25 protein-coding genes and 3 pseudogenes are annotated in these 25,768 nt (G+C 58.3%); 9 read left to right on the top strand and 19 right to left on the bottom strand.

Going from position 1 to position 25,768, the window contains the following annotated elements:
* Nucleotides 1–44: 44 nt before the first annotated feature.
* Nucleotides 45–2,135 (bottom strand): phosphate acetyltransferase, encoded by a 2,091-nt coding sequence (pta, locus tag BLT55_RS00610; RefSeq protein WP_055001263.1) that lies wholly within the window; start codon nt 2,133–2,135, stop codon nt 45–47.
* A 77-nt stretch (nt 2,136–2,212) separates the two neighbouring features.
* Nucleotides 2,213–2,518: pseudogene (locus BLT55_RS00615) on the bottom strand (DUF3565 domain-containing protein).
* A 13-nt stretch (nt 2,519–2,531) separates the two neighbouring features.
* Between BLT55_RS00615 and BLT55_RS00620 the strand changes: the two are divergent.
* The 3 genes from BLT55_RS00620 (at nt 2,532) to BLT55_RS00630 (ending at nt 4,903) form a co-directional block, all read left to right on the top strand.
* Nucleotides 2,532–3,017, top strand: a complete 486-nt coding sequence (locus tag BLT55_RS00620) for an FKBP-type peptidyl-prolyl cis-trans isomerase (RefSeq protein ID WP_007252629.1) — start codon at nt 2,532–2,534, stop codon at nt 3,015–3,017.
* A 131-nt stretch (nt 3,018–3,148) separates the two neighbouring features.
* Nucleotides 3,149–3,637, top strand: coding sequence for a glutathione peroxidase (locus BLT55_RS00625; protein ID WP_055001264.1), 489 nt, complete (start codon nt 3,149–3,151; stop codon nt 3,635–3,637).
* A gap of 162 nt (nt 3,638–3,799) precedes the next feature.
* Nucleotides 3,800–4,903, top strand: a complete 1,104-nt coding sequence (locus BLT55_RS00630) for an NADH:flavin oxidoreductase (protein ID WP_055001265.1) — start codon at nt 3,800–3,802, stop codon at nt 4,901–4,903.
* On the opposite strand, the gene BLT55_RS00635 is transcribed toward BLT55_RS00630, so the two are convergent.
* Nucleotides 4,872–6,083, bottom strand: coding sequence for a glycosyltransferase family 4 protein (locus BLT55_RS00635; protein WP_042914214.1), 1,212 nt, complete (start codon nt 6,081–6,083; stop codon nt 4,872–4,874). The two genes, BLT55_RS00630 and BLT55_RS00635, sit on opposite strands and share 32 nt — an antisense overlap.
* Nucleotides 6,084–6,393: 310 nt before the next feature.
* On the opposite strand from BLT55_RS00635, the gene BLT55_RS00640 reads away from it, so the two are divergent.
* Nucleotides 6,394–6,852 (top strand): flagellar protein FlhE, encoded by a 459-nt coding sequence (locus BLT55_RS00640; protein ID WP_223862753.1) that lies wholly within the window; start codon nt 6,394–6,396, stop codon nt 6,850–6,852.
* Between the two features lie 41 nt (nt 6,853–6,893).
* Here the strand turns inward: BLT55_RS00640 and BLT55_RS33340 are convergent, their stop codons facing one another.
* On the bottom strand, nt 6,894–7,391 hold the full coding sequence (locus tag BLT55_RS33340; RefSeq protein WP_055001266.1) for a hypothetical protein: 498 nt from the start codon (nt 7,389–7,391) through the stop codon (nt 6,894–6,896).
* 126 nt (nt 7,392–7,517) lie between these two features.
* Here BLT55_RS33340 and BLT55_RS00650 point away from each other — a divergent pair.
* Nucleotides 7,518–8,495 (top strand): annotated as a pseudogene (locus BLT55_RS00650) (IS5 family transposase).
* Between the two features lie 126 nt (nt 8,496–8,621).
* On the opposite strand, the gene BLT55_RS00655 reads toward BLT55_RS00650, so the two are convergent.
* The 3 genes from BLT55_RS00655 to cysZ all read right to left on the bottom strand — a co-directional run bounded on the left by BLT55_RS00655 (nt 8,622) and on the right by cysZ (nt 10,535).
* Nucleotides 8,622–8,900 (bottom strand): hypothetical protein, encoded by a 279-nt coding sequence (locus tag BLT55_RS00655; protein ID WP_074799841.1) that lies wholly within the window; start codon nt 8,898–8,900, stop codon nt 8,622–8,624.
* Nucleotides 8,901–9,235: 335 nt separating this feature from the next.
* A complete protein-coding gene (locus BLT55_RS00660) occupies nt 9,236–9,586 on the bottom strand; it encodes a hypothetical protein (RefSeq protein ID WP_055000205.1) in 351 nt (116 codons plus the stop codon).
* A gap of 187 nt (nt 9,587–9,773) precedes the next feature.
* Complete coding sequence (cysZ, locus tag BLT55_RS00665; protein ID WP_007252638.1) at nt 9,774–10,535, bottom strand: sulfate transporter CysZ; 762 nt, start codon at nt 10,533–10,535, stop codon at nt 9,774–9,776.
* 381 nt (nt 10,536–10,916) lie between these two features.
* Between cysZ and trxB the strand changes: the two genes are divergently transcribed.
* A complete protein-coding gene (gene trxB / locus BLT55_RS00670) occupies nt 10,917–11,879 on the top strand; it encodes a thioredoxin-disulfide reductase (RefSeq protein WP_055000204.1) in 963 nt (320 codons plus the stop codon).
* Nucleotides 11,880–12,136: 257 nt separating this feature from the next.
* Here trxB and BLT55_RS00680 read toward each other — a convergent pair.
* The 8 genes and pseudogenes from BLT55_RS00680 to BLT55_RS00715 all read right to left on the bottom strand — a co-directional run bounded on the left by BLT55_RS00680 (nt 12,137) and on the right by BLT55_RS00715 (nt 17,405).
* Nucleotides 12,137–12,477, bottom strand: a pseudogene (locus BLT55_RS00680) (HopJ type III effector protein).
* Nucleotides 12,470–12,766 carry a DUF1244 domain-containing protein gene (locus BLT55_RS00685; RefSeq protein ID WP_055000937.1) on the bottom strand — a complete coding sequence of 99 codons (297 nt, stop codon included), beginning with the start codon at nt 12,764–12,766 and terminating at the stop codon, nt 12,470–12,472. Before BLT55_RS00685 ends, BLT55_RS00680 begins: the two are co-directional and overlap by 8 nt.
* Before the next feature lie 43 nt (nt 12,767–12,809).
* The gene (gene folX, locus BLT55_RS00690) at nt 12,810–13,181 is read right to left on the bottom strand and encodes a dihydroneopterin triphosphate 2'-epimerase (RefSeq protein ID WP_007252643.1); all 372 of its coding nucleotides are present in this window, start codon (nt 13,179–13,181) and stop codon (nt 12,810–12,812) included.
* A complete protein-coding gene (gene folE, locus BLT55_RS00695) occupies nt 13,181–13,744 on the bottom strand; it encodes a GTP cyclohydrolase I FolE (RefSeq protein WP_007252644.1) in 564 nt (187 codons plus the stop codon). The genes folX and folE overlap by 1 nt, the downstream gene beginning before the upstream one ends.
* A 21-nt stretch (nt 13,745–13,765) precedes the next feature.
* Nucleotides 13,766–14,476, bottom strand: a complete 711-nt coding sequence (gene folM, locus BLT55_RS00700) for a dihydromonapterin reductase (protein ID WP_055001395.1) — start codon at nt 14,474–14,476, stop codon at nt 13,766–13,768.
* A gap of 243 nt (nt 14,477–14,719) precedes the next feature.
* A complete protein-coding gene (locus tag BLT55_RS00705) occupies nt 14,720–15,289 on the bottom strand; it encodes a putative antibiotic biosynthesis monooxygenase (RefSeq protein ID WP_007252646.1) in 570 nt (189 codons plus the stop codon).
* A gap of 171 nt (nt 15,290–15,460) precedes the next feature.
* Nucleotides 15,461–16,066 (bottom strand): hypothetical protein, encoded by a 606-nt coding sequence (locus BLT55_RS00710; RefSeq protein ID WP_054998906.1) that lies wholly within the window; start codon nt 16,064–16,066, stop codon nt 15,461–15,463.
* Nucleotides 16,067–16,301: 235 nt separating this feature from the next.
* Nucleotides 16,302–17,405: an IS5-like element ISPsy19 family transposase gene (locus BLT55_RS00715; protein WP_004663854.1), complete on the bottom strand. Its 1,104-nt coding sequence runs from the start codon at nt 17,403–17,405 to the stop codon at nt 16,302–16,304.
* Between the two features lie 37 nt (nt 17,406–17,442).
* On the opposite strand from BLT55_RS00715, the gene BLT55_RS00720 reads away from it, so the two are divergent.
* The 3 genes from BLT55_RS00720 to BLT55_RS00730 all read left to right on the top strand — a co-directional run bounded on the left by BLT55_RS00720 (nt 17,443) and on the right by BLT55_RS00730 (nt 19,704).
* The gene (locus BLT55_RS00720; RefSeq protein ID WP_074799843.1) at nt 17,443–17,886 is read left to right on the top strand and encodes a flavodoxin; all 444 of its coding nucleotides are present in this window, start codon (nt 17,443–17,445) and stop codon (nt 17,884–17,886) included.
* A 111-nt stretch (nt 17,887–17,997) separates the two neighbouring features.
* Complete coding sequence (locus BLT55_RS00725) at nt 17,998–18,909, top strand: SDR family oxidoreductase (RefSeq protein ID WP_054999934.1); 912 nt, start codon at nt 17,998–18,000, stop codon at nt 18,907–18,909.
* A gap of 237 nt (nt 18,910–19,146) precedes the next feature.
* Nucleotides 19,147–19,704 carry a hypothetical protein gene (locus BLT55_RS00730; protein WP_054999935.1) on the top strand — a complete coding sequence of 186 codons (558 nt, stop codon included), beginning with the start codon at nt 19,147–19,149 and terminating at the stop codon, nt 19,702–19,704.
* A gap of 180 nt (nt 19,705–19,884) precedes the next feature.
* Here BLT55_RS00730 and BLT55_RS00735 read toward each other — a convergent pair whose 3' ends face one another.
* The 4 genes from BLT55_RS00735 to BLT55_RS00750 form a co-directional block, all read right to left on the bottom strand.
* Nucleotides 19,885–20,688: a SirB1 family protein gene (locus BLT55_RS00735; protein WP_007252651.1), complete on the bottom strand. Its 804-nt coding sequence runs from the start codon at nt 20,686–20,688 to the stop codon at nt 19,885–19,887.
* A gap of 86 nt (nt 20,689–20,774) precedes the next feature.
* Nucleotides 20,775–21,647: an alpha-amylase family protein gene (locus BLT55_RS00740; RefSeq protein ID WP_054999936.1), complete on the bottom strand. Its 873-nt coding sequence runs from the start codon at nt 21,645–21,647 to the stop codon at nt 20,775–20,777.
* 31 nt (nt 21,648–21,678) lie between these two features.
* Nucleotides 21,679–23,643 (bottom strand): bacteriophage N4 adsorption protein A, encoded by a 1,965-nt coding sequence (locus BLT55_RS00745; RefSeq protein WP_054999937.1) that lies wholly within the window; start codon nt 23,641–23,643, stop codon nt 21,679–21,681.
* A complete protein-coding gene (locus BLT55_RS00750; protein ID WP_054999938.1) occupies nt 23,640–25,760 on the bottom strand; it encodes a glycosyl transferase family protein in 2,121 nt (706 codons plus the stop codon). The genes BLT55_RS00745 and BLT55_RS00750 overlap by 4 nt, the downstream gene beginning before the upstream one ends.
* Nucleotides 25,761–25,768: the final 8 nt, after the last annotated feature.

Here is a 25,768-nt window from a genome sequence, read left to right on the forward strand (position 1 = left end):
AGCTGACCTGCGGCACGCTAGGTTTGCGTCAGGGCAAACAGGTATCAGGGCAATGTGTCGGCCTGAATGGCGGTGAGAGCGATTGTGTAGACGATGTCATCGACCTGAGCGCCACGCGGCAGGTCATTTACCGGCTTGCGCAGGCCTTGCAGCATCGGGCCCAGGCTTACACAGTCGGCACTGCGTTGCACCGCCTTGTACGTCGTGTTGCCGGTGTTCAGGTCCGGGAACACGAATACGTTCGCGCGTCCGGCCACCGGGCTGTCCGGGGCCAGTTGCCGGGCTACCTGCTCGTTGGCGGCTGCATCATACTGCAGCGGCCCATCGATCAATAGATCGCGCCGCGCTTCACGCGCCAGTTGCGTGGCTTCGCGGACTTTCTCGACCTCTTCGCCACTCGCCGAATTGCCACTGGAATAGCTGATCATCGCCACCCGAGGCGAAATACCGAACGCTGTTGCCGAATCGGCACTTTGCAGGGCGATTTCGGACAGCTCTCCGGCGCTCGGGTGCGGGTTGATGATGCAGTCGCCGTACATCAACACCTGTTCGGGAAACAGCATGAAAAACACCGATGACACCAGCGTGCAGCCCGGCGCGGTCTTGATCAGTTGCAGGGCCGGGCGGATGGTATTGGCCGTGGAGTGAACAACGCCCGAAACCAGCCCGTCGACCTCGTCCAGTGCCAGCATCATTGTGCCGATCACCACCGGGTCTTCGAGCTGCTGCTCGGCCATCGGCGCATTCAGACTCTTGTTTTTGCGCAGCTCGACCATCGGTGTGACGTAACGCTCGCGAATCACTTCCGGGTCAAGAATCTCGAGCCCCGGCGGCAGCTCGATATCGTGCGCCTTGGCGACCGCCAGCACTTCCTCCGGCCGCGCCAGCAGAACGCAACGGGCGATGCCGCGGGCCTGACAAATCGCCGCGGCCTGAATGGTCAGCGGTTCATTGCCCTCAGGCAGAACGATGCGTTTATTGGCCGCTTGGGCGCGCTGGATCAACTGGTAACGGAATACCGCAGGCGACAGGCGCAGCTCGCGCGGGGTGCCGCAGCGTTGGTGCAGCCAGCTGGCATCCAGATGGCTGGCGACGAAGTCGGTGATGAGCTCCGCGCGTTCGCGGTCATCGATGGGGATTTCCTTGTTGAGTTGATTGAGGCGTTTGGCGGTATCGTAAGAACCGCTGCTGACCGACAGCACCGGCAGACCGGCCTGCAAGGCGCCTCGGCACAGTTCCATGATGCGTGGATCAGGCACGCTGTCGCTGGTCAGCAACAGACCCGCCAGTGGCACGCCGTTTATCGCCGCCAGGCTCACCGCGAGAATGATGTCGTCGCGGTCGCCCGGTGTGACCACCAATACGCCGGGTTTGAGCAACGGCACAGTATTGAGAACGGTGCGTGCACAAATGATGATTCTGGACATGCGTCGCTGGTCGTAGTCGCCCGCATTCAGTACCTGTGCGCCCAGCAATTCGGCCACGTCCCGGGTGCGTGGCGCATTCAGTTCGGCGCGATAGGGAATGCAGCCCAGCAGGCGGAAATCGCCATTGCGCAACAGCGGCGAATGCTCTTTAAGGCGCGCAGCGAAAACTTCCATGCTTTCGTCGGTACGCACCTTGTTGAGGATCACGCCCAGCACTTTCGGGTCTTTTGGCCCGCCAAATAGCTGCGCCTGCAACTCGACCCTGCCCGACAGCTCGGTCAGCACTTCGTTTTCCGGGGCCGAGACCAGAATGACCTCGGCATCCAGGCTTTTGGCCAGATGCAGATTGACCCGCGCGGCATAGCTCGCGCTGCGGGTCGGCACCATGCCTTCGACCACCAGCACATCCTTGCCGACGGCCGCTTGCTGATAGAGGTTGATGATTTCTTCGAGCAGTTCATCCAGCTGACCGTCGCCCAGCATCCGCTCGACATGCGCCAGGCCCAGCGGTTTGGGCGGTCTGAGGCCATGGGTGCGGGCCATCAGCTCGGTCGAACGCTCCGGGCCTAGATCACCGGGATGCGGCTGGGCAATCGGCTTGAAAAAGCCCACTTTCAAGCCCGCGCGCTCCAGAGTGCGCACCAGGCCCAGGCTGATGGAAGTCAACCCCACGCCAAAATCCGTGGGGGCGATAAAAAACGTCTGCATTCGGGCTTCTCGATTGGGCAGTGCAAGGGTCGCAGCGCATATGGAACAGCGTCTGACCAAAAAAGTCTGGAAATCGTCTAGCGCGAATTCTCTTCGGCAAGATTATCGTTATCTGCGCCATTCGCACACCAGCCGCAACAAAAGGGCTGATCTGCCATCTGGCTGCGTTGCAGTGGGTCCAGCACCCAGGGGCGTGACTGTCACGGCGGATCATGGCGCACGTGTTGAGTGTGGCCGCAGGACAGCAGCGCGAACCAGTGTCCGTGCTCATCCTGTCGCAAATCGACAACGGTTGAACCTTTCATTCCGGGCCGTCCGTCAGAGTTGCGTTCGCTTTCGCGCGATGGCTTGGTTAGACTTGCTCGTTCTTCAATCTTAAGCAAAGGTCTTGTCCCCATGCCGATCGCCGCCAATAAGGCTGTCTCCATTGACTATACCCTGACCAACGACGCTGGTGAGGTCATCGACAGTTCTGCCGGTGGTGCGCCGCTGGTTTACCTGCAAGGTGCAGGCAACATCATCCCGGGCCTGGAAAAGGCACTGGAAGGCAAAGACGTCGGTGACGCGCTGAAAGTTGCCGTCGAGCCGGAAGATGCCTACGGTGAATACTCCGCCGAGCTGGTCAGCACCCTGAGCAGTAGCATGTTCGAAGGTGTCGACAAACTCGAAGTCGGCATGCAGTTTCACGCCTCGGGTCCCGACGGCAGTATGCAGATCGTGACGATCCGCGATCTGGACGGCGATGACGTCACTGTTGACGGCAACCACCCGCTTGCGGGTCAGCGCCTGAACTTCGATGTAAAAGTCGTTGCCATCCGCGACGCCAGTGAAGAAGAATTGGCTCATGGCCATATTCACGGCGAAGGCGGTCACCAACACTGATCAGTGCTGACAGGCTCAGGTCACTGACAAAGGCGCCCTGACCGTTTCGCGATGACGATCTCGTTACGCGTTCGGCAAGGGTGCCTTTTCAGGTTATGACTCAGGGCTATTTGCAACAAACTGGGGGTTTCATGAGTGCTTTTCATACCATCACACTGAAAGCGCTGGATGGTCAGGAGCTGCCGCTGGCGGCTTATAAGGACAAAGTCGTTCTGGTGGTCAATGTCGCCTCCAAATGCGGGCTGACGCCGCAATACGCTGCGCTCGAAAATCTTTATCAGCTGTACAAGGACAAAGGGCTGGTTGTGCTGGGTCTGCCTTGCAATCAGTTTGCCGGGCAAGAGCCGGGCAGCGAAAAAGAGATCGCCGAGTTTTGCGAACTCAATTACGGCGTGACCTTCCCTCTGGGCGAAAAGCTCGATGTCAACGGCCCGAACCGGCATTCGCTGTATCGCCTGCTGGCGGGCGAAGGGGCCGAGTATCCGGGGGACATCACTTGGAATTTCGAAAAGTTTCTGGTGGGCAAGAACGGCGGCGTAAGCGCCCGTTTCTCAACGCGCACCGCACCGGACGACCCTGCCGTCATCCTGGCGATTGAAAAGGCGTTGGCGCAAAGCTGACTGCCCTGCCGGGACAGCCATCGCTTGCCCGGCTGACCGCCGCATTCGCGGCTTTTGCCCTTAGATCAGTCAAATCAATAGTACTGGGCCATTGCTGACGCCCGGCGATACTCTGCGCCCTTGATCTGGTGCCTTTGACCACTATTCCCCGGAGTTCCTCGCATGTCGGCAGAAGCCTTGTTCACGCCCTTTCATCTGGGCAGTCTGAAATTGTCGTCGCGAGTGGTCATGGCGCCCATGACCCGGTCTTTCTCTCCGGGGCATGTGCCCGGCGCCCAAGTCGTCGAATACTACCGGCGTCGCGCTGCCGCAGGTGTCGGACTGATCGTGACCGAAGGCACGACGGTCAACCACCAGGCGTCCAACGGCTACCCGAACGTTCCGCAGTTTTTCGGCGAAGCGCCGCTGGCTGGCTGGAAGAACGTGGTCGATGCAGTCCATGCCGAGGGTGGCAAGATCGTGCCGCAACTGTGGCACGTGGGTGCGGTACGACGCCTGGGCACCGAGCCGGACGGCAGCGTGCCGGCCTATGGGCCGATGGAGAAGGTCAAGGACGGTCAAGTGCTGGTGCATGGCATGAGCAAGCAGGACATCGACGACGTCGTACAGGCCTTCGCTCAGGCGGCAGTCGACGCCAAGGCGATTGGCATGGACGGCGTCGAGATCCACGGCGCGCACGGCTACCTGATCGACCAGTTCTTCTGGGAAGGCAGCAATCAGCGTAATGACGAGTATGGCGGCAGTCTCGCCAATCGCTCACGGTTCGCCATCGAACTAATCAGTGCAGTGCGTGCTGCAGTGGGTGCGGACTACCCGATCATCTTCCGTTTCTCACAATGGAAGCAGCAGGATTACAGCGCACGTCTGGTGCTCACACCGGACGCGCTGGGCGAATTCCTGCAGCCGCTGTCTGACGCGGGCGTGGATATTTTTCACTGCTCTACGCGGCGTTTCTGGGAGCCTGAGTTCGAAGGCTCCGACCTGAACCTGGCGGGCTGGACCCGCAAGCTGACTGGCAAGCCAACCATTACCGTCGGCAGCGTCGGGCTGGATGGTGAGTTCTTGCAATTCATGGTCAACACCGACAAGGTCGCGCAGCCCGCAAGCCTGGAGAATCTGCTGGAGCGTCTGGGCAACGACGAGTTCGACCTGGTTGCGGTAGGCCGCGCGTTGCTGGTCGACCCGGACTGGGTGTTGAAAGTGCGCGACGGCCGCGAGCAGGACATACTGCCGTTCAGTCGAGAGGCACTGACGACACTGGTCTGATGTTCTTGTTGCGGGCTGGCCTGATCTCTTGAATATTGCCGCTGGGGCTGGCTTCCCGCAACTGCCGTTCAAACTGATCGATAATCGCCTCCCAGCCCTGGCGGCTGGCGTGCTGTCTGGCGTTCAAACGCACCCGACGCAACGTCTCGCTGTCTTCCAGCAACCAGCGGGCCGCGTCGATAAACGCTTCTTCATCCCCCGGCATCGCCAGCGCACCATTGTGGCCATGGCGGATATGCTGCCCGGCGGCTGCTTCGTCGTAGGCCACCACGCCCAGGCCTGAAGCCAGCGCTTCCAGCACCACATTGCCGAAGGTTTCGGTCAGGCTCGGGAACAGAAACATATCGCCCGAGGCGTAGTGTGTTGCCAGGTCTTCGCCCCTTTGTGTCCCGCAGAAAATCGCATCCGGGATCTGTCGCTCCAGCTCGGCGCGTTGCGGTCCGTCGCCGACCACGATCAGCTTCAGTGTGCGCTGGGGATAATTCTCTTTGAGGGCCTCGAAGCTCGCTTTGAGCAACCCCAGGTTCTTTTCAGGTGCCAGCCTGCCGACATGAATAATGCCAATATCCGCCGCTTGCAGGCCCCAGCTCTCGCGCAGTGAATGTGACCGTCTGGACGGGCTGAACAATTGGCTGTCGACACCGCGCGACAACAGCTCTATCCGCTCGAAGCCGCGCCGCTCCAGCTCTACTTTCTGGCTGATACTCGGCACAAGCGTGAGGCGCGAGCGGTTATGGAACCAGCGCAGATAATGCGTGAGCAGGCGCGTGATGAAACCCATTCCGTACTGCTGGGTGTATTGCGGGAAGTTGGTGTGAAAACCGCTGATCACGGCAATGCCCAGCCGCCTGGCCGCGCGCAACGCCGACAGCCCCAGCGGCCCCTCGGTGGCGATATACAGCACATCTGGCCGACGCCGCTGCCAACGGCGCAACAGCTTGTGCATAGACGATTGCCCCCACTGCAGCCCCGGATAGCCCGGTATCGGCCAGCCCCGGCACAACAGCAGATCGTCGACCGCCCCCGAATGGGTTTCATCACTCTGCCGTGGCCGGACCAGCTCGACCCGATGCCCGCGCAACCGCAACCCGTCACAAAGCCGACCCAAAGTATTGGCCACGCCGTTGATCTCGGGAGTGAATGTTTCAGTGATAAGGGTGACATGCAGGATCTGGCTCATGAGATCAGTGTCGGCCGGATAGATTTCGGTTATGTGGCGGTTGTGTGATGGATTAATGATAGATGTAGAAAATTCATGCGTGGGCAGGTCAACGCTTTCGCGCAATAGTTAATAGCGGAGCATGTTAGTTGTAAAGTTTTCTTGTGAGTTATTTGGTTTTGGTTTTTTTAACGTCCTACAGTTTTCTGGATAGGTTCTTAAGGTTGTGTAGTTCGAGCTAAATGGGTTGAGGTTATTTTGTTTTTTAGTAAGGTCTGGTTATCGAATTTATTGATTCGTTAATTAAGGGCTGGCGAATAGGGGGTGCCTCATGTTCTCGGCTCAAACCTATGCTAAGGAAAGTAATATGAAATTGGACTGCAAAAAGCTGAAGTGGATTTCTTCGGCCCCAGGAATTGCGCTGGTGTTATTGGCTAGTCTGGATGTTGCCATGGCCGGTAGTTATCAGTCATCGGCCGCTTTGCCAGTGATTCATTCAAAAGGCTATCTTCACACGATTGAACTCCCCGTCAGCAGGCATGTGCCTCCTGCAGCGATGATAAAAAATACGAGTTGGAGCTGGAACGTTGCGGGCTGGCCGCAAGGGTTGGAGGTTTATTTATGCCAAGGCACTGGTTTGTGTCTTGACATAACGCGTCAACGAACTGGCTCCACGACATTTTTTGATAATCGGTTTGCAGATCGCAAATTTCATTACGCGATCAGGGTAGGTGCAGCGGGACGGGTGCCGGTAGCGGGTCAACAAGGGCGAGTGACCGTCAACTGGTAATGCGGCCGGCGCCCTCCCTTGACGTGGGGAGGGCGCTTGCATTACCAGTTCGCTATGTCTCGGAATCTTTCAGGAAGAGCGTCATTGAAATTCAGTATTTTTTCAAGAATCTCGGCGGGAGGCGTACCTTTCAAATGTTCTAACTCATACAGTCTTACTCTTTCTATTTTTATGTTGCCCCACGTTTTCTGAAAGTAAGCGCTTGACTCGGATGTTACGATCTCCCCAGTGGCGCAGTAACGTATGATGGGGTAGTCAGACAGGTCTACACCCTCACCGTTTAATGAATTGTAAGCATAGTTTTTTGCCAAAGCGGCTGCTTCTTCTGGGGCATTTTTAGCGTGTTCGATCAGCTTCGGTTTTAGCTCCCCTCCTCGAGGGCTTTTTTTCGCACACTGAGAACTGCCGTATTCGTGGGTAGCGTGTTTCAGCGCCTGAGCGAATGTTTCGGCGTGTGCGGTGGGGGCGGATGGTGCATTTTTTTGCCGAATCCCGAAAGGGGTAACGTTTACGAATGGCGTAGGATCAAAAGATGTCACTTCGCAGCCCTCCTCATGCTTTCCATTGCCGCAGGCCTAGGGAGGCGCTGCAAAAATAGCCAACTGTCCCCACCCTTGGCACACTAAGTTCCTTCAACAGCCTCCCTCTCCGTGAGCGTTACGCGCGTGCAGAAGACCTTCTCCGAACTCGAATATACCGGCAAGAAAAAGCAGACTCGCCGAGATCGCTTCCTGGCTGACCTTGAACAGTTGGTGCCCTGGGCCCTGCTGGAGGCGCAAGTGGCGCCGTTTTATAGCAACACCGCAGGCAAGCGCGGACGCCCTGCGATAGGGGTGTCGCGCATGTTGCGCATGTACGTCGTGCAGCAGTGTTTCGGTTTCTCCGATGAAGGTTGCGAAGATGCCGTCTACGACAGCCAGGCCATCCGCGGTTTTATGGGTATCGACCTGGGTCGCGAGTCTGCACCGGATGCCACCACCTTGCTGCGTTTTCGCCGCTTGCTGGAAGTCCATCAGCTAACCCGGCTGCTGTTTGAAACGATTAACCAGCATCTGGCCAGCCGGGGGCTGCTGCTCAAGGAAGGCACTATCGTCGACGCTACTCTGATCGCCGCGCCGCCCTCGGTCAAGAACCGAGAAGGCAAGCGTGATCCTGAGATGCATCAGGCCAGGAAAGGCAATCAATGGCACTTTGGGATGAAGGCCCACATTGGTGTAGACGCCACGTCGGGGCTGGTGCACAGCGTAGTAGGGACGGCCGCTAACGTGGCGGATGTCACCCAGGTTGGCCAGTTGCTTCACGGTGACGAAACCTATGTTTCGGGTGACGCTGGATACACCGGTGCGGCCAAGCGACCGGAGCATGCTGAACGGGACGTTATCTGGTCGATTGCAGAACGGCCAAGCAGTTACAAGTAGCACGGCGAAGGCAGCGTGCTGTATCGGGTCAAGCGCAAAATTGAATATGCCAAGGCGCAACTGCGTGCCAAGGTCGAGCACCCCTTCCAGGTAATCAAGGTGCGCTTCAATCATCGCAAGGTTCGCTACCGTGGGCTGGAAAAGAATACAGCGCAGTTGTTCAGTTTGTTTGGGTTGGCCAATCTGATGCTGGCCAAGCGGTATTTACAACAGACGGCAGGATAAATCCGTCTGAAAGGCGGGACTGGCCCGCCTTTCAGCAAAATGAGGGCAGAAATCTGCTCGAGAAACGTAAAATAAGGCCGGCAGGTTGAAAAAAACCGGCTTGGAAATGGGGACGGTGCGAACGGGTTAATTGTTCAGCGTCTCCCTAGGGGAGAATTTTTTGTCCTCCACTGCTGATTTGCGCTGTTCAAGGCTCATGTTATCCATGAAAAAGGTCGAGCGTGGCGGGGGTGCGCTGCCCAGCATGGCGGAGTTGACCTGCGCAGGTTCGTCGGTCTTCTGTGTGATGACGTTACTGAGTATCTGGCCGAAACGAGCCGAGCGGGATTCCGGGACTTTTTCGAGTGCGGCGGGCCGGTGGCGGGTGTTTGTTTCGAGAAGTGCGGATTTTTTAATGTTTTCCATTGTTGTGCAGCTCCTGTTGTTTAGTGACAACAGAGCAAGTGCAATGCCAATCTGAAAAATTAGTTGAAGTCCTACATGAATGCACTGACAGGCAGGGCGGTGGTTTTGTAATTCCTACAGACACATCCTACAGAGGTGTTTTTAAGCAGTCGGCAAACTTTGTTCTTGAGCGGCAATAACTTGCCAGTTGCGTTTTTTGGCGTGCCGGGTTTCGTTTGTAAGTTCAAGGATTTTCTATTGTAGGGTTATTCTGTATTTGTTTTTTCAGTGTTGTTATTACGCCAAGTGCCGAATGGATGCTCGTCATCCGTCCGGCACTCTTTCAGCTGAAGCGATTAGCCCAGGTCGCGAACCAGTTGGCCGATCACTTCACCCACCTTGGCCAGATCCGGCGCGCCCAGGCGATGCTTATCCGCGTACGAATACGCTACGGTAAACAGACCTGCGGTGCGGGTGGAGTAGGAGGGGGCGTCTTTTTCGAAAACGCGGGTCGACGCTTCGGCAGTCAGCGATGCGGAACTGATCACCACGCCTTCTGCAGGATCGTTAACGCCGTTGATATAAACATTGTCCGGGTCGATAGACCATTCGGCCAGTTCACTGACCAGGAACGCACGGATTTTTTCCTGAAGTGTTGCGGTATCATTCTGGATGGCAAGTGCAGCCGGGTTTACTGGGGTGTTCATGATTTAACTTCCTTGTTAAGTTCATGCGTCGTCATGTTTGATTGCAGTGGGCTTCACATGAACGGGTTGGTTGAGGCCCTATTAAATGCCTGTCGACAGGGCCAGGTGCGGTACATATATATGGCGTGTAATTTTTCGCGCTTTGGATATGTCGGGCGCATCTTGCGTGCGCCCGGCATTTCAGCATTCAGCCACGCGCATGCGTGACGGGCAGTGCATCTGCGCCGCGTTCGCGAACCCAGAACAAGGTTGCGCCCGCAACGGCGGCAGGCATCATCAGCAGGTTGACCACCGGGATCAACAAGGCCGCGTAGACGATGCCGCCGAAGCTCAGGCTTTGCCAACGTTTGCTTTTCAGCCAGCCGAGCATCTCGTTCCAGCCCAGTTTATGGTTGTCGGCCGGGTAGTCGATGTACTGGATCGCCATCATCCAGACGCCAAACAGCAGCCACAGCGGCGCGGCGATGATATTGGCCACCGGAATGAAAGACAGAACGAACAGCCCGAGCATGCGCGGCAGCATATAGCCCAGCTTGCGTGCCTCGCGGGCCAGTGTGCGCGGCACCATGGCGATCAGTTCGGCCCAGCTGAAAGCCGGTGAATCGTCTACGCCACGAATCACCGCTTCGACTTTCTCGGAAAGAAACCCGTTGAACGGCGCCGCGATGATGTTGGCAACCACGGTGAAAGTAAAAAACACCATCAGCAGCACCAGCGCTACAAACAGCGGCCACAGGATATAGCTGAGGAAGCTCAGCCAGTGGGGAAGCGTGGGCATGAACGTATCGACCCACAGTTCGAATTGGTGGATCGCCAGGTAGATGAGGCCGCAGAAGAGGATCAGGTTGATGCTCAGGGGCAGCAGAACAAACAGGCGCAGGCCGGGGCTGAGGATCAGTTTGAGGCCTTCGCCGAGGTATTGCGGGCCGGTCAGGGCAGGAGCGGGCATGGCAGCCTCCGAGTGCTTGAAAGGCGTGACATTACCGGCTTTGCGATAGCCATGAAAGAGCGGGGCGAAGACGACTTTGTGAGCGGGCGGACTTTCGGCGTATTCTTGAGCGCGGACGAAATCTCCAGGTCGCTTGTAACGAATGATGCTGCTTTCAGGCGTCTGCTCTATAGAAGTGACCTATAGGGTGGATTGTGAAACGATATTTCCTTAACCTCTGCCATCCCGATAGGCTTGTCCGCAATTTGAAGACCTGTCCTTTGGGTCAGAATTTTCAGGATCTGCCGAACCAAACGACGCTTCCCCAAGCGTTTCGGTGGTCCTTTTTATCCAGCCGTCCCGACCGCGGCGTAAAAAACGGTTGGTCGATAGGAGTGTGTCATGTCAGACGTACGTCATTCCCGAGTGATCATTCTCGGTTCCGGCCCTGCCGGTTACAGCGCTGCGGTCTACGCCGCACGCGCTAACCTCAAGCCTCTGCTGATTACCGGCATGCAGGCTGGCGGGCAATTGACCACGACTACAGAAGTTGATAACTGGCCAGGCGACCCGCACGGTCTGACCGGCCCGGCACTGATGGAGCGCATGCGTGAGCACGCCGAGCGCTTCGAGACTGAAATCGTTTTCGATCACATCAATTCTGTCGATCTGGCTGGTAAGCCGTTCAGCCTGCAGGGCGACAGTGCGACCTACACCTGTGATGCACTGATCATCGCCACTGGCGCCAGTGCCCGCTATCTGGGTCTGCCTTCGGAAGAAGCGTTCATGGGCAAGGGCGTTTCAGCCTGCGCGACCTGCGACGGTTTCTTCTATCGCAGCCGCGAAGTCGCCGTCGTGGGCGGTGGCAACACGGCTGTGGAGGAGGCGCTTTATCTGGCCAATATCGCCAGCAAGGTGACGCTGGTTCACCGCCGTGAGACCTTCCGTGCCGAGAAGATTCTGATCGACAAACTGCATGCCCGCGTTGCTGAAGGCAAGATCGAGCTCAAGCTCAATGCCACGCTGGACGAGGTGCTGGGTGACAACATGGGCGTGACCGGTGCACGTTTGAAGAACAACGACGGCAGCAGCAGTGAGCTGAAAGTCGACGGTGTGTTCATCGCGATTGGCCACACCCCGAACACTTCTTTGTTCGAAGGTCAGTTGGCGCTGAAAGACGGCTACATGGTTGTACAAGGTGGCCGCGAAGGCAACGCGACAGCGACCAGTGTTGAAGGCGTATTCGCGGCCGGCGACGTGGCTGACCACGTTTACCGTCAGGCCATTACGTCGGCAGGCGCAGGCTGCATGGCGGCGCTGGACGTCGAACGCTACCTGGACGGGCTGGCGAACGTTTCGTTCTGATTGGCGTTTAGGGGAGTGGAGCGCGTGACGCTTCACTTGTCCGCGAACTGCGTTAATGTGGGAGCGGACTTGTCCGCGAACTGCCGGGTACCGGCAGCAAAGCCTGCACATGCGGTTCAACAGGTACAGCCGAATAACCTGTTGCTCAGGGCCGCTTCGCAGCCCATCGCAGCCGTCGTAGCTTCCTGAAGCTTCCACGGCCTTCGGCCAGAATCAAAAACAGACTTATGCGGGCTGAGCGTGAAGAACGATTCTGATCAGGCCTTGCGCTTGAGCGGCTCGCCTTCGAACTTGACGCTTGCCAGGCCATTTGCGATCAGCGCACGGATATTGCCGTGGTCGTTGCCTTCGGGCTGGCCTGCACGGAGCGGTAATGTTCGCCGAATGCCAGTAGTGCATCTTCGTCGCTCAAGCCTTCGAGCAGCGCGAGACCGAGTGTCTTGCATGAACCTTCGTTCTGTCCGGCGGCATTATCGACATCGCCGTTCCTGAAGGCCTGAGGCTGGTAGTCGTAACCTTCGGCAATGAAACTCAGCGTGTCAGCGAACACATGTTCACCGCTGCGCAGGCTGGTGCGCAGGGAATTCAGGTCAGTCATGCTTGGATTCCTTGACGAACGCGGCTTGTTGCCCGGCGCTGGCTTCTTTCTGGTACTGGGCTTTCCACTCGCTGTACGGCATGCCGTAGACCACTTCACGGGCATCATCGAGGCTGATGTCGATGTGCTTTTCGTCGGCCGCGGCTTTGTACCATTTGGACAGGCAGTTGCGGCAAAAGCCGGACAGGTTCATCAGGTCGATGTTCTGGACATCCTTGCGGCTGTCCAGGTGCGCAACCAGTCGGCGAAAGGCTGCGGCTTCAAGTTCGAGGCGTTCTTGCTCGGTCATGACGGGCTCTATTCAGTCAGAAAGTTGCGTCATGATAAGAGTTTCAACGCTGACCGGCGAGTGTGATCGACACCGATTCAGCGAAGCGCAGCGCATGTGGCTTGTCGACTTCCACCTCGGCATAACTGACAGCCTGATGAGTCATCACCAGGTCCAGCACTTCCTGCGTCAGTCTTTCCAGCAGCGCAAAGCGGTTGCCTTCGACGTGCTGAATGATCGCCTTGGTAATCGTGCGGTAGTTGAGCGCGTGCTCGATATCGTTGTCACGCACCGCTTCCTGAGCAGCGTAGAGGATCGTCACGTTGATCAATACATCCTGCTTGTTGACGATTTCATCCTCGTTGATGCCGATATAAGTACGCAGGCGCAAGTCCTTGATACGGATGCGCGCCGTGCCCGGTTCGAGTCTGGCCATTACTGGGTGCTCCGTCCGATCAGTTGCAGAAACTCCATGCGTGTGGTGCTCGATTCACGGAAGGCCCCCAGCATCACCGAGGTGTTCATGGTCGAGTTCTGCTTTTCGACGCCGCGCATCATCATGCACATGTGTTTCGCTTCGATGACCACTGCCACGCCAGCAGCGCCGGTCACTTCCTGAATCGCATCGGCAATCTGTCTGGTGAGGTTTTCCTGAATCTGCAGACGGCGGGCAAACATGTCCACGATGCGCGCGATCTTTGACAGGCCCAGTACTTTGCCGGTCGGAATGTAGGCCACATGGGCCTTGCCAATGAACGGCAGCAGGTGGTGTTCGCAGAGCGAGTACAGCTCGATGTTCTGCACGATGACCATTTCATCGTTGTCAGAGGCGAACAGGGCGCCGTTGACGATCTCTTCGACACTCTGGGCGTAGCCGTGACACAAATACTGCATCGCCTTGGCAGCGCGTTTTGGAGTGTCGAGAAGGCCTTCGCGGTCCGGATTCTCACCAAGTCCGAGCAGAATGTCCCGGTAGTGCTGTGGCAGGGATGAACTCATCAGAAGGGTCCTCGGGGCGGCTTACTTGACGTGCCGTCCGCCGTTTACGGTCAGTGTTGTGCCAGTGACATAGGTGTTGTCCAGAAGGTAGCGCAGGCTCTGGTAAATCACCTCTGCACCAGGCTCTATGCCGATGGCCGACTTGGCCAGGGCTTTGGCGCGGTAGGCCGCATCGTCCTTGGGTTGAAACATCAACAGCGCCGGAGCAATGCCGTTGACTTTGATATGGGGCGCGAAGCGGGCGGCGAAGGACAGCGTCAGGCTTTCCAGGCCCGCCTTGGTAGCGCAATAGGCTATGTGCTTGCTGCTGCCCTTGCGGGTCACGTCATCGCTGATGTGCACGATGTCGGCGACTTCACTGGCGTGCAGCAGCGGCTCGCAATGCAGGTTGATCAGGTACGGCGCCAACATGTGCACGCCGAACATCCGGGTGAAATTCACGGCTTCGTCGCCCGGCGTTTCGGCCAGCCATTCGGACGCGTTATGAACAATGGCGCGCAGGCTGTCGGTCTGCTTTCTCAGGCCCTCGATAAACGTCAGGATGCCGACTTCGCTGGAAAAATCACCATGGATCGTCACGGCACCTGCATCGCGTAATTGCATCACGCTGGCATGCTCGGTTCGATAACTGATGATGACCCGATGCCCGTGTTCCAGCAGACGCAAGGCGCAATGCAGGCCCACGCGCTGACTGGCGCCGGTGATCAGAATGGGTGCAGAAGATAGAGTCATCGACAGCTCGCGAGTCAGTGTCCGGAATTCAGAGAAATCTTACGATCAATTGTCTCAACCGGTTTACAAGCGAACTTATACCAGCGGATTTTTTTGTACAACCCTGGAGATCATGAAACTCGTCTTTTCAGCTGTGAAAAGAGGCTGTCACGCCATTTTTCAGCGTGGCACAGGGTGAGCAGAAGGATGGTGGAGGATAAAGACCTGTACCGGCTTATCAAGCGTGTACAGGTCTTTGGAAAATTATCGTGGGGAAGGCGTGTGTGTAGCGTGCGCAGTTGTTGTCTTCGGAGTGTTCAGCCAAGAGGCGAGCAGGCGTGTGGACAGCGGAATGAACAGGTAAACCATCAGGGGAGTCAGTATCGCCGTGCTGATCAGAATGCGCGGCAGCAGATCCAGATGATTGAGCAGGGGGCCGAGCAAAAAGTTGAAGATCAATGACACGGGAAAAAACGCCAGCCAGATGGCGACGGCCTGCTTCCAGCGCGGCGGACGCTGATCGATTGCACCGAACCACCCATCAATGCCACTGACGCGGTGTTCGGAGGGTTGGGCGAACAGACCGCTGCCGCGCACCAACCAGGAGCGTCGCGAGGCGGAATGCTCCCAGGCGTGCATGGTGTGCTCATCGGTAAAGCGGAAAATGATCTGAAATTCATCGCCACCAGGCGGGGGAGCCAATACACCGGAGCCCAGATAACCCGTGAAATCCGTAGCCAATTGTTCGCCTTCATGCAGCCAGGTCATCATTTCCTGATAGCGGCCGTGTGCAACGCGGCGGGCAACCATCAAGGTGACAGGTGAGGTAGACATTGTGTATCTCCGGTAGAGGCGTGAGATTCCCGGGTAGGGAGGTCACATGACGCGAGCCGGGGTGATGGGCGCGTCAGCTTCGATCAGAAGCAAGCAAGGATTATTCCTGAATCCGAGTTGAACCGGTAAAGATTTATACGCAATGTTCCGATACTTCTCCGCGCCGCCTATTTATTTATGCAACGCCGGATGGACGCGCCGGTGCTCTTCCAGGATGAACTGGCGCAGGTGCTCAGCGTCTTCCTTGCTGTGCTGATTGAGACGATACGCACCGAATGCCGGTTTGGTCTGTCGCTCCAGCTTGCCTTTCATGGCGATCGGTGCCTGGCCGGACGGGGTGAACCAGGCCGAGAAACTTCTGGGCAACTTGCCTTCTTTGCGGGACTCGAGCAAAACGCCCTTGAAGGACAGTTCGTGAATCCACAGCGCGCTCGGGTTGCCTTTCTCGGTTTCCAGAGGGATCGGCTCTTGCAGCGCAAGCCGCCAGGGGCGGATCTGCGGGCCTTCTTCGAAAATGCTCGGCGCGCCCAGTTCCAGATGCAACGCGTGGAATTCGTCTTCGACCAGGTGCAGCGGGAAATTCATCTGCTGGTTTTCGAATTGCGCGTGAATGGTGACTTGTTGATGCGCCGCCAACCGGGTCAGCAAATCCTGGATCTGAACCCCGCCATTGACCAGCAGGCTGCGCGTGCTGTCACGCACGTTCAGCTGTGGATTGCGCTGCATGCTCTGGATAAAGTCCAGTTCAGCCTGTGTGAGGAGAGAATCAGGTTGCATGATGGGACTCGGGCCGACCGGTTATTGAGAACAAAGACCATAAATTCCGCAGCGTGTTCATGCCATTTATCGGTTTTCTGTTCCAGAACTTCAGCCATCACGCATGAGCGCGAACGGGTGAAGGTAAAAGTCAGACGGCATTCTAAGGCATAATGTTTCACTTTTTTAGCTGCTGCAGGAATAGTCATGAAAGTCGCCATCATGTGCGGGACGGTCTATGAGGGTGTAGACAAAATCATGTAGTGAGTCGGCGCGCGAGTATTCGAGCCTCGGCCAACCAAACCCATGCCTCGCTTACCGCAAAAAGGCGATCATGATGCATGATCAGTCGCCGAGCTCTCTCATTCCAGGCATGAGTTCGCTCCACTACCCATCGCTTGGGCATGACCACAAATCCAGTCTGAACAGGCTCCACGGAAAATAGATCGCCTTGTTCAGAGTGCCATTGCCCTGTTCTTCTGTTATTCGGGCCACGGATCACTTGAACATCGATAGCGTGCAGTTGATGGGTGCGCTGTGCCCATTTTCCTGCGTACGCACTATCAACAAAAAGCGTGCTCAGTGACGGATATTTTTCCTTCGAGTACGCCACCGCATCATCCGCCGCGTCACGATCCTGCACGCTTGCAGCACTGATACTGACAGCCAGCAGCAGGCCCAATGTATCGACAATCAGACTTCGTTTACGCCCCTTCACTTTTTTGCCTGCGTCGTAGCCGCTGTCACCGCCTTGAGGAGAACTGCGGGTCGACTGTGAATCCAGGATCGCTGCTGACGGGCTGTCAGCGCGTTCTTCCCGCTCACGCCATTGAGCTCGCAAGCGATCATGCATTTGCTCGAACTTGCCTTGAGCGCTCCACCGGCGGAACGTTTTGTAGACATTGTCCCAATGAGGAAAATCGCGGGGTAGCATTCGCCATGAGCACCCCGTGCGTACGACATAGCAACAGGCTTCCAGCAACGTGCGCCGAGAGTGAAGCGGTGGCACTCCTCGTCCGCCCTGGCTTTCAAACAGGTCGGCGACCAGTGCCCACTCGGTATCTGTCAAGCAACTCGGATATAGCTGCTCCGGCAGTTGGCGGCGGTGGGTTTCATTGTAGCCATAGGCTTTATTAGGTTCAGGTGACTGAAAACTTCCCTTGGCCCGCTGCTTTACACGCGTAATCCCTGCCATTTTCAACGCTTTTGCAAAGGTGTCGGGATGCGCAGTGATACCGGTTTCGGCGAAGAATACGAGCGCCAATTCGGCCTGGCTGGAATAGGGCTGTGCATGAGCGAGTTTCACCAGCACGGGATAGTGCTCGGCGGCAATCGAGCGAGGACGTCCGGTTTTAGGCATGGCTTGAGGGCTATTCAGACAAGGGAGTGAAAGTTTAATTTATTTTGTCTACACCCTCTATGGATCGGCCGAAGAAGTCGCCAGGCACGTAGCCACGCTGCTGCGCGCGGCGGGTCATGAACCGCTGGTCAATTCCAGGCTGACGCTGGCTGAACTGCTGGCCTTCGAGCCCCAGGCATTGCTTGCTGTGACGTCGACCACGGGCATGGGGGAGTTGCCGGACAACCTGGTGCCTCTTTATTCGCAGCTACGCGATACCTTGCCTGCGGCGCTGCGTGGATTACCGGGCGGCGTGATTGCCCTTGGCGACGCCAGCTATGGCGACACCTTCTGTGGTGGCGGCGAGCTGATGCGTGAGCTGTTCGCCGAGCTGGGCGTTGCTGAAACCCAGGACATGCTGCGTCTGGACAGCAGCGAGAGTGTCACCCCGGAAACCGATGCCGAGCCGTGGATTGCTGCGTTCATTGTGCAATTGGGCTGAGGTCATCCTGATCGGTTATCGAACATGATTCAGCGCACCTGCTGTTGATTGTCGACGACCTGCACCTGCACGACACTCACGGTCCTGTGTTCCTTGTGTATGGAGTCAGCAATGAACGAGCCAGTACATTTCGAAGATAAGGTGGTCATCGTTACAGGTGCAGGCGGAGGGCTTGGACGCGCTCACGCGCTGCTGTTTGCGAAGCACGGCGCGCGAGTGGTGGTCAACGATCTCGGCGGTTCGGCCCATGGCGAAGGGGCCAGCGCATCTGCCGCCGATCGTGTCGTGGCCGAGATTCGCGAAGCCGGTGGCACGGCGGTTGCCAACCATGACTCTGTCACGGACGGCGGGCACATCGTGCAGCACGCTCTGGACGCCTTTGGCCGCATTGATGTGGTGGTCAACAACGCCGGTATTCTGCGCGACAAGACCTTCGCCAGGATGGAGGACGCCGATTGGAACCTCGTCTATCGGGTTCATGTCGAGGGGGCTTTCAAAGTCACTCGCGCCGCATGGCCCCACATGCGCGAGCAAAACCATGGCCGGGTGATCTTCACCTCATCGACATCCGGCATCTATGGCAACTTCGGGCAATCCAACTACGCGACCGCCAAACTTGGCCTTTACGGGCTGACCCGAACCCTCGCGCTTGAAGGACGCAAGAACAACATCCTCGTTAACGCCATCGCGCCCACCGGCGGCACGCGCATGACCGAGGGCCTGATCCCGGCCGAGTTCTTCGACCTGCTCAAACCTGAACTGGTCAGCCCGCTGGTGGTGTACCTGGGCAGCGAGCAATGCCAGGACAGCGGCGGCCTGTTTGAAGTGGGCGGGGGCTGGATCGGCAAGGTGCGTTGGGAGCGCAGTCTGGGCGCAAGCTTCAATCCGCAGGCCGGCTTCAGTCCCGAAGACGTCGCAGCGCATTGGCAGACGATCGGTGATTTTGAAGGCGCTGTGCATCCTGCCGACAATATGGAGGCGCTGAAGGAGATGATGGTTAATTTGCAGGGCTATACGCCGTAATGGGGCGATGACGAGTCGACAGGCTGAGCCAGTTTGTATCGCTTAGTTAATCACCGTCCTCGCCAGCGTCGTAGATCATCCAGCGTCTATTAAAGCTGAATTTGCCAGACTGTTTACCAAGAGTTGTAAGAGTTTTCCGAGCAACTTGTAAGTTAAGTATGGATTTTTTCAGCACTATAAAATAAGCACTTTTGGTTCCGATATGACTGTTGCATACATTCATATAAGGAATATCACATGACACGATCAATCTGGGGTGACCTTCCACAGGTAACAATCGCTTTGCCACCGGCGCGCGTCGGAGTCAAGAAGGCTGAGGCCCAGGTGGGGCAGGTGTTGCAGGAGATTGGCGAGAACGCGCTTGCGCTCAATTCTCTGGCGATGGAGAAACGCAAGATGAAGCCGCTGTTCAAGGATTTCAATCCCGAACAGATTACCCCCAAGGACCTGAACAGGGCGGGAGCGATTCTCTTCAAGTCCGGCATGATTGATAACCATACTGCTGAACTCATGAGCCGAACAGGCGATGAGTTTGACAAGAAAGGTAACCTTGTCGATCCCAATAAACAAATCAATGCACTGGAGTTCTTTGCCAACCGGATTATCGATATGAAGGAGAAAGCGTTGAGTGGCGATCCGTACGCCAAGCTTCTGTTGCCGGATTACATCAAGACGATTCATGTCATGCAGAACTTGCAGGCGTTTGCCGAATCGGGCGACAGTCCCGAGATGCGCAAGATCATGGATATGGAGAACAAGGGGCTGGTCAAGCGAACAGCAAATGCCAAGGGCTGAGCAATAAAAAAGGCCGCTGCATCTCCGGGGACACGCAGCGGCCAAACAAAACGCGGGATCAAGGGAGCTTGCAAATCCACGTCATACTTCAACGCGCGCAGGTTACCTGCCCTCGCTGTGCTGAAAAATCCCCGGGCAGGAGATGCAGCATTACGCAACGGGTAACAATGCCAGGCTCGTTCAGTGGACGCTGCGATGTGACGGCAACTGGCTGAGGCGTTCGACCAGCCTGATGCGTTGTATCGGATCTTCACTGAGCAACAGGGCGTGTTCCAGATCGAAGCGTTCGGCCTGCGGGCATTCAAGAATCTGATACAGAGTGGCGCGAGCCAGGTAATCGCTGCTGATGGCCTGGCCCAGTTCGACGATGCGGTCGGCGTCCTTGAGCGCAGCCAGAAAGTTGTCGTTGATCTGATGCAGGTGCCTCAGGTTGCGTGACAACCGTTGCAACATGCTCGCGGGGGAGGCCGTCAGCAGGTGTCCGGCCTGCAAGTGCATGCTGGGTCCGAATTGCCGGATCAACAACTCACGACAGTCCTTGGGGTACAGCCTGCGACCGCCGCACGGGTCGAGCAGGTGATCGGCGCCTGGCACGCGCAGCAGAAAGTGGCCCGGAAAGTTGACGCCCTCCAGCGCGATGTTCAGGCGTCTGGCGATTTCCAGTGCAATCAACGCCAGCCCCAGCGGTTGGCCCCTGCGGCGTTTGATGATCGTGTGCAGTAGCGCGGCGTCCGGCTTGGGCGGGTTCCAGTCATCCTGCTGAAAACCCAGCGCGCTGAGTTGCCGCAACATCGGTTGGGCCAGCTCGGGGGCAGGCAAGACGGGCAGGGCGGCGTCGATCTGGCGTTGCAACTGATCCATTTCGGCCATCATGTCTTGCCGTGCAAACTGCGCGTCATGCTCGGTCGAAACCCACAGCGCGGCGTCGAACACCGCGGGCGGCGTCTGTTGTAGGCAAGCCAGGCAATGCTGACGGGGCGTCATCGACAAGCTCCGTGAACCGTCGGGTTCAAGTCGTGCGAAGGCTCTTTGTAGCCCTGCGCGGAGCTTTCGTCCAGCGCAGCCTGTTGCTAGTTGTTTAGTGCCTCAATCAGTTCTGGCGTTACGTAGTGCGGGCCGTCGAACAGGTAGAGCGGATAACCGTCGTAGGCGTCGATCTGGGGTTGCAGTTCGGCGGCGGTTGCCGAGCGGAAACCGCCGCCGACCTGGGGGCGAAATGCTTCGACGATGATTCTTACGCGGTTTTTGCCCAGTCGTTTGCGCAGCGCGTCAGCGTAGGTCCGGGCAACCGGCGCGGTGCGGGCGTAAACACCGACCCCGTCCTGAAAGAACACGCCGATGTCATCCGGCAGCCAGGTTTTCAGCCAGTCGGCGGTGGCGGCGGGCCCGATATTGGCGCCGTCATAGACACTGATCCACAACGGCCTTGGCAGTTTCGCCAGCAGTGCGGGCAGCTCTGTGGCGCGGCTCCAGCTAGGGTCGACTTCGGCGGGAAAATACCAGCCGGTCACGTTCAGTGGCGTTTTCACGTTGGCCGGTTGTGCAGACAGCGTCGCCAGTTGCTCGATGTTGTCCCGCGACTGGTTTTCGCTGAAATGCCCGGCCAGGCCGAGAATCACTTCCTCGGCCCAGGGCGCCTTGCCGATGCGCGTCCAGTCCGGCAGCTGCGGTACGTTCGGCAGGTTGGTGCCGGGGATGAAAGACTGTCCGTCGACCGCCGTCCACTGCACCAGCAGCTGCCGCGCGCCGAGCCTGTCCCAGTCACCTTTAATGCCGACCGTCGCGTTGTCCGGCTGCCAGACGATGCCGACGATGCCCGGCCCTTTGGGCAGCAGAATTCGATACAACTCGCTGGAGCCGACGCCCAGCACCCCGACCAAAAGTGCGGCCAGGGAGGTCTTGATCAACGTCGCGCGTCGCAACAGGGCGAGCAAAGCCTTCAAGCAGTCCTCCCGAAGGGATGATTCACGATGATTACCACGAGAACGTCATGCGTGCGAATACGCCTTCGGCCCGGTCATCGCCAAACGCTTTCTCCCGGTACTGCACAGAGAAATCGACATACGACTGCGGTGCCTTGTACTTGTCCTCGCGGAACCAGTAGCGTACTCCCGTGCCGACGCCCAGGCCGCCTGCGTTGCCGGAAGATGTGCTGCTGCGGCCGAGGCTGTCGACCTCGCTGCGCATCTTCGAATCAAAGTCCACTGCGGCGACGACATGCGGAAACACCACCAGCCGCGGGCTGATGCTGTCCACCCGGAAACTGCGACCGACCTGCCATTCGCTGTTGAAATAGTTACGCTTGTCCTGCAAATACCGCCCGCCTTCAGCGTACAGCTGCGAGGTCCACCAGCTGGGCACGTCGACCCGCAGGTCAGTGCCGATGCTCGATCCATAGCCCAGGCGCACCAGCCAGTCGCCATCGGCGTTGGAATTGCCCAGCGGGAAGGTACGTTCGAAAGCCCCGATGATGTTGACTTCGCTGAACGGCTTGGCCCGAATGCCGACAGCGCCTTGCAGCGCGTCAGCACCGGTGTCGGATTCGCCTTCCTTGCTCCACAGCGTGTCAGTCACCCGCCCGTACAGCTCGACAAAGCGCGCATTGCGGTAGCCGAACGGCCGCCAGAACACTTCGGTGCTGTTTTGTACGCTGTCATTGCTGCCGCCGGGTGCGCCGCTTAGACCGCTGCTGGTACTGGCACCGCGATAAGTCGTGGTGTTGGTCAGGCCCCAGACGCGGGACAGATCGGAGACGGCGCGGCGGGTGTCGAACACCTGCTGAGCCGGCATTTGCAGATCGCCGGTCTGCTGGTAATCGAGCACGCGCTTGAAGTACGCAATGGCCTGCGCGTCATCCGGCGTGCGCATGGCGCTGTAAGCGGCATCCTGCACTTCGCGGGGCTTGAGGCCGGACTGGCGATCGACACGCTTGAACGTGTCCAGCGCGCCTTTGTCATCGCCCGCCTGGCTCAGGAAGTAGGCAATTTGCACCTCGTCACCCGGTTGCAGCTCGCCGGCGTCGCGGGCTTGCTGCAAGCGTTGCAGCGCTTCACTCGGCTGGCCCATCGCGGCGTATAAAGAGGCCTGCTCACGCAGCGGCAGATTGCCGACTGCCATGGCTTGGGCAAAGTCCTGACGCTCGCCGCTCTGGTCGCCCAGGCGTTGACGCATTTGTCCGCGCTGGACGAGCAGAGTGGCGTCGTTACCATTCAGCGCAAGCGCTTCGGTGGCCGCAGAACGTGCTTCGGCATATTGCCCCTGGGCGATCAAAGCGCTGACCAGCAGCTTTCGGTAAGCCATTTGTTTCGGGAAACTGCGCACCGCGTCACGCGCCTCGCTGACGGCGGTTTCATGGTCTCCGCGCGCCAGTGCCTTGTAGCCAGTGGCGGCCTTGTCGACCGCCACCTGCTCCTGAATCGCCTGCCGACGGCGCGTCAGGACTGGCTGTGGGCCGAGTGCCTGCTCTGCATCGTTGATGGCCGTCTGCGCTTCGTCCAGACGCTGCTGGCGTTGCAGGGCCTCGATCAGCATCATGCGGTAATCGAGATTCTTCGGCGCCTGCGCGATTGCCTTGCGGGCGTGGCTGGCCGAGCCGCTGTAGTCCTGTCGGGCGTATGCCCGCAACGCTTGATTGCCTTCCAGATAACCCGGTTTCGGGCGAGCCTTGGTGACACGCTGCGGGTGATCACGACGGTATTTGTCGCGTTCGGCCAGGGCAATCAGGTCGCGCAGCTGATCTGCATCGCCGCGCTGGCGCAACGCCTCGTTGGCCTTGGCGATGGCGAGGTCGTAGTCCTTGCGGTTGTAGGCCATGTAGGCCTCGTTGGCGATGGCGTATGCCGGACCGGTCAGCGGCAAAGGCAAGGTTTCTGCCTGGCTGAACGGCGCAGAAAAACTCAGGCCGGTCACCAGCAGCGACAGGATGAAGGGGCGCTTCATAGTGGCTGCTCCGTTTGATCGGCGGTTCGGTAGTGGTTGTGCTGACGTGCCACAGCCTCTTCGATGGTTTCTCGTGGCAGCACGCCGATATCGACCAGGTAATCGCCGATCCGGCCATGCACATGCGGGCGATAACCCAGCATGGCTTTGCGAAACACTTCGCGGTCCAGCAGGCCCTGTTCGACCAGCAGATCGCCCAGCAGCGGAGCAGCGGCTGGCAATGGCTGGCCGCCGACCGCTTGAAGCTGGCGCAACTGCGCGACGATCTCGCTTTCACGCGCGACCAGTTGCACCGGTTCTGCGCCGAGCTGTTCGGTAATCTGCTGCACACCTTCTTCCGGAAGCGGACTGGCGACGGCGATCTCTGTGCGCCCCTGAACATTGATGTTCAGCGGCACCACACGCCAGCGCAGGCAGAACTCGTCGGCCAGCACGCTGTTGTCGACACGTTTGCTGGCGATGTCGAACACGCGCGGCAGGTCATTCTGGAAGGCAATGGCCTCAGCGAGGGTTTCATCGTCGAGCCAGCCGTGGCTCAGCAAGATCCTGCCCAGCGGCACCTGACGGGTTTGCTGTTCGGTCAGAGCGGTCTGAAGTTTTTCATCGTTGATCGCCTGCCAGGACAACAGCACGCTGCCCAGACGACGAGGCGCCGCCGCGACCAGATCGGTGGACGGGAAGTCGTGCATGGTCTTGTCCCAGACCAGCTTGCGATTGAGCAACTTGCCGACCAGAAACATCCGCCAGGCCCGCGCGGCTGCCATGAAGTTGACGAAGTTGCCGACCACCATGCGCGGTATCGACAGCAGGCCGTGCTGCCAGCCGTACAACACGGTGGTGAAGTAACACCGGTGGGCAATTCGCCACAGCAGTGCGATGCCGTTGGCCACCAACAGGTACTGAATCAGCCCGGTGGTTTCGAACGGTGTCGGGAAACTGGTATTCCACAGCCCGCTGGAGCGTAGAACGATCAACGCCAGCAACTGGATGAGGATCAGGTAAGCGATGATGCTGACAAACGAGGTCACCACGCCCTTGCGGTCGCGAAACAGCAGGTAACGGTTTGCCAGCGAACCGGTCCAGCCCATCTGCTCCCAGCCTTGCAGGCCGATGCCGAGGGTCCAGCGTGCCTTCTGGCGAAACGCGGTGCGGAAGGTGTCCGGGAAAAACTCACGGACACACAGCGGCATTTCCAGGGTGGATTCGTACTGCTTGCGGAACCAGGATTTGCGCAGCACGCGAAATTGCACCGGGAAGCGCACGAAGATCGCATTCATACCGTACTTGGCCAGCCGTGCGCCGACGTCGTAGTCCTCGGTCAGGCTTTCGGTGTTGAACGGCTGGTTCTGGTTTTCTTCTGCCAGCACCATCAGGGCGCGGCGCGAGAAACAGGTGCCGACGCCGGCCGAGGGCACGGTGTCGGTCATGCTTTCACGCACCACCAGGTCCTTGCCGTGCCATTCCGCGAATTCATCCATATAAGTGCCGGCCACCCATTCGTACCAGTTGCGCTCCAGCGACACGACCGGTAGCTGGATCATGTCCTTGCGTGGCAACAGGTAGTTGAACAGGCGCAGCTCAAGCGGATGCAGCACGTCTTCGCTGTCGTGCAGGATGGTCCCGGCGAACTGTACGGCATGAGTCTTCTCATACAGAAAGATCGCCTGAATCACCCAGTTCAGGCAGTCGGCCTTGCAGGTCGGGCCGTTGTGCGGCACCTCCACACGGTGCAACTGCTTGTAACGACGGCGCATGCGCTCCACTTCATCGATGGTGCGCTGGTCGTTGATGTAGGTGCCGACGAAGACCACGTAGTTCTGGTAATCGAGGGTCGACACCATGTTTTCGATCATCGGCGCGATGACGTCGTATTCCAGCCAGGCCGGGACCATGATCGCCAGCGGCTGCTCATCACGCGCCAGCAACTGCTCGGCAGTCAACGGCCGGTAGCGGCGTTCGGCGGTGAACTTGCGGTACAGCCGCCTGGACCAGTACCAGATGTCGATGAACAGGTCATCGAGGCTCGACACGAGAATGATCAGCCCGACAACGATCGTCGCGACTTCCAGCACGCTGTAGTAATGGGCCAGCCAATAAGGCCAATAGAGCGACGTCATTGCGGCGC

It is taken from the genome of Pseudomonas cannabina (assembly GCF_900100365.1).
In the GTDB taxonomy this organism is placed as follows: domain Bacteria; phylum Pseudomonadota; class Gammaproteobacteria; order Pseudomonadales; family Pseudomonadaceae; genus Aquipseudomonas; species Aquipseudomonas cannabina.

Bases quoted from the DNA above. Each gene is read 5' to 3' on its own strand.
- pta (WP_055001263.1), bottom strand. From the start codon at position 2,135: ATGCAGACGTTTTTTATCGCCCCCACGGATTTTGGCGTGGGGTTGACT.
- BLT55_RS00620 (WP_007252629.1), top strand. From the start codon at position 2,532: ATGCCGATCGCCGCCAATAAGGCTGTCTCCATTGACTATACCCTGACC.
- BLT55_RS00625 (WP_055001264.1), top strand. From the start codon at position 3,149: ATGAGTGCTTTTCATACCATCACACTGAAAGCGCTGGATGGTCAGGAG.
- BLT55_RS00630 (WP_055001265.1), top strand. From the start codon at position 3,800: ATGTCGGCAGAAGCCTTGTTCACGCCCTTTCATCTGGGCAGTCTGAAA.
- BLT55_RS00635 (WP_042914214.1), bottom strand. From the start codon at position 6,083: ATGAGCCAGATCCTGCATGTCACCCTTATCACTGAAACATTCACTCCC.
- BLT55_RS00640 (WP_223862753.1), top strand. From the start codon at position 6,394: ATGTTCTCGGCTCAAACCTATGCTAAGGAAAGTAATATGAAATTGGAC.
- BLT55_RS00655 (WP_074799841.1), bottom strand. From the start codon at position 8,900: ATGGAAAACATTAAAAAATCCGCACTTCTCGAAACAAACACCCGCCAC.
- BLT55_RS00660 (WP_055000205.1), bottom strand. From the start codon at position 9,586: ATGAACACCCCAGTAAACCCGGCTGCACTTGCCATCCAGAATGATACC.
- cysZ (WP_007252638.1), bottom strand. From the start codon at position 10,535: ATGCCCGCTCCTGCCCTGACCGGCCCGCAATACCTCGGCGAAGGCCTC.
- trxB (WP_055000204.1), top strand. From the start codon at position 10,917: ATGTCAGACGTACGTCATTCCCGAGTGATCATTCTCGGTTCCGGCCCT.
- BLT55_RS00685 (WP_055000937.1), bottom strand. From the start codon at position 12,766: ATGACCGAGCAAGAACGCCTCGAACTTGAAGCCGCAGCCTTTCGCCGA.
- folX (WP_007252643.1), bottom strand. From the start codon at position 13,181: ATGGCCAGACTCGAACCGGGCACGGCGCGCATCCGTATCAAGGACTTG.
- folE (WP_007252644.1), bottom strand. From the start codon at position 13,744: ATGAGTTCATCCCTGCCACAGCACTACCGGGACATTCTGCTCGGACTT.
- folM (WP_055001395.1), bottom strand. From the start codon at position 14,476: ATGACTCTATCTTCTGCACCCATTCTGATCACCGGCGCCAGTCAGCGC.
- BLT55_RS00705 (WP_007252646.1), bottom strand. From the start codon at position 15,289: ATGTCTACCTCACCTGTCACCTTGATGGTTGCCCGCCGCGTTGCACAC.
- BLT55_RS00710 (WP_054998906.1), bottom strand. From the start codon at position 16,066: ATGCAACCTGATTCTCTCCTCACACAGGCTGAACTGGACTTTATCCAG.
- BLT55_RS00715 (WP_004663854.1), bottom strand. From the start codon at position 17,405: ATGCCTAAAACCGGACGTCCTCGCTCGATTGCCGCCGAGCACTATCCC.
- BLT55_RS00725 (WP_054999934.1), top strand. From the start codon at position 17,998: ATGAACGAGCCAGTACATTTCGAAGATAAGGTGGTCATCGTTACAGGT.
- BLT55_RS00730 (WP_054999935.1), top strand. From the start codon at position 19,147: ATGACACGATCAATCTGGGGTGACCTTCCACAGGTAACAATCGCTTTG.
- BLT55_RS00735 (WP_007252651.1), bottom strand. From the start codon at position 20,688: ATGACGCCCCGTCAGCATTGCCTGGCTTGCCTACAACAGACGCCGCCC.
- BLT55_RS00745 (WP_054999937.1), bottom strand. From the start codon at position 23,643: ATGAAGCGCCCCTTCATCCTGTCGCTGCTGGTGACCGGCCTGAGTTTT.
- BLT55_RS00750 (WP_054999938.1), bottom strand. From the start codon at position 25,760: ATGACGTCGCTCTATTGGCCTTATTGGCTGGCCCATTACTACAGCGTG.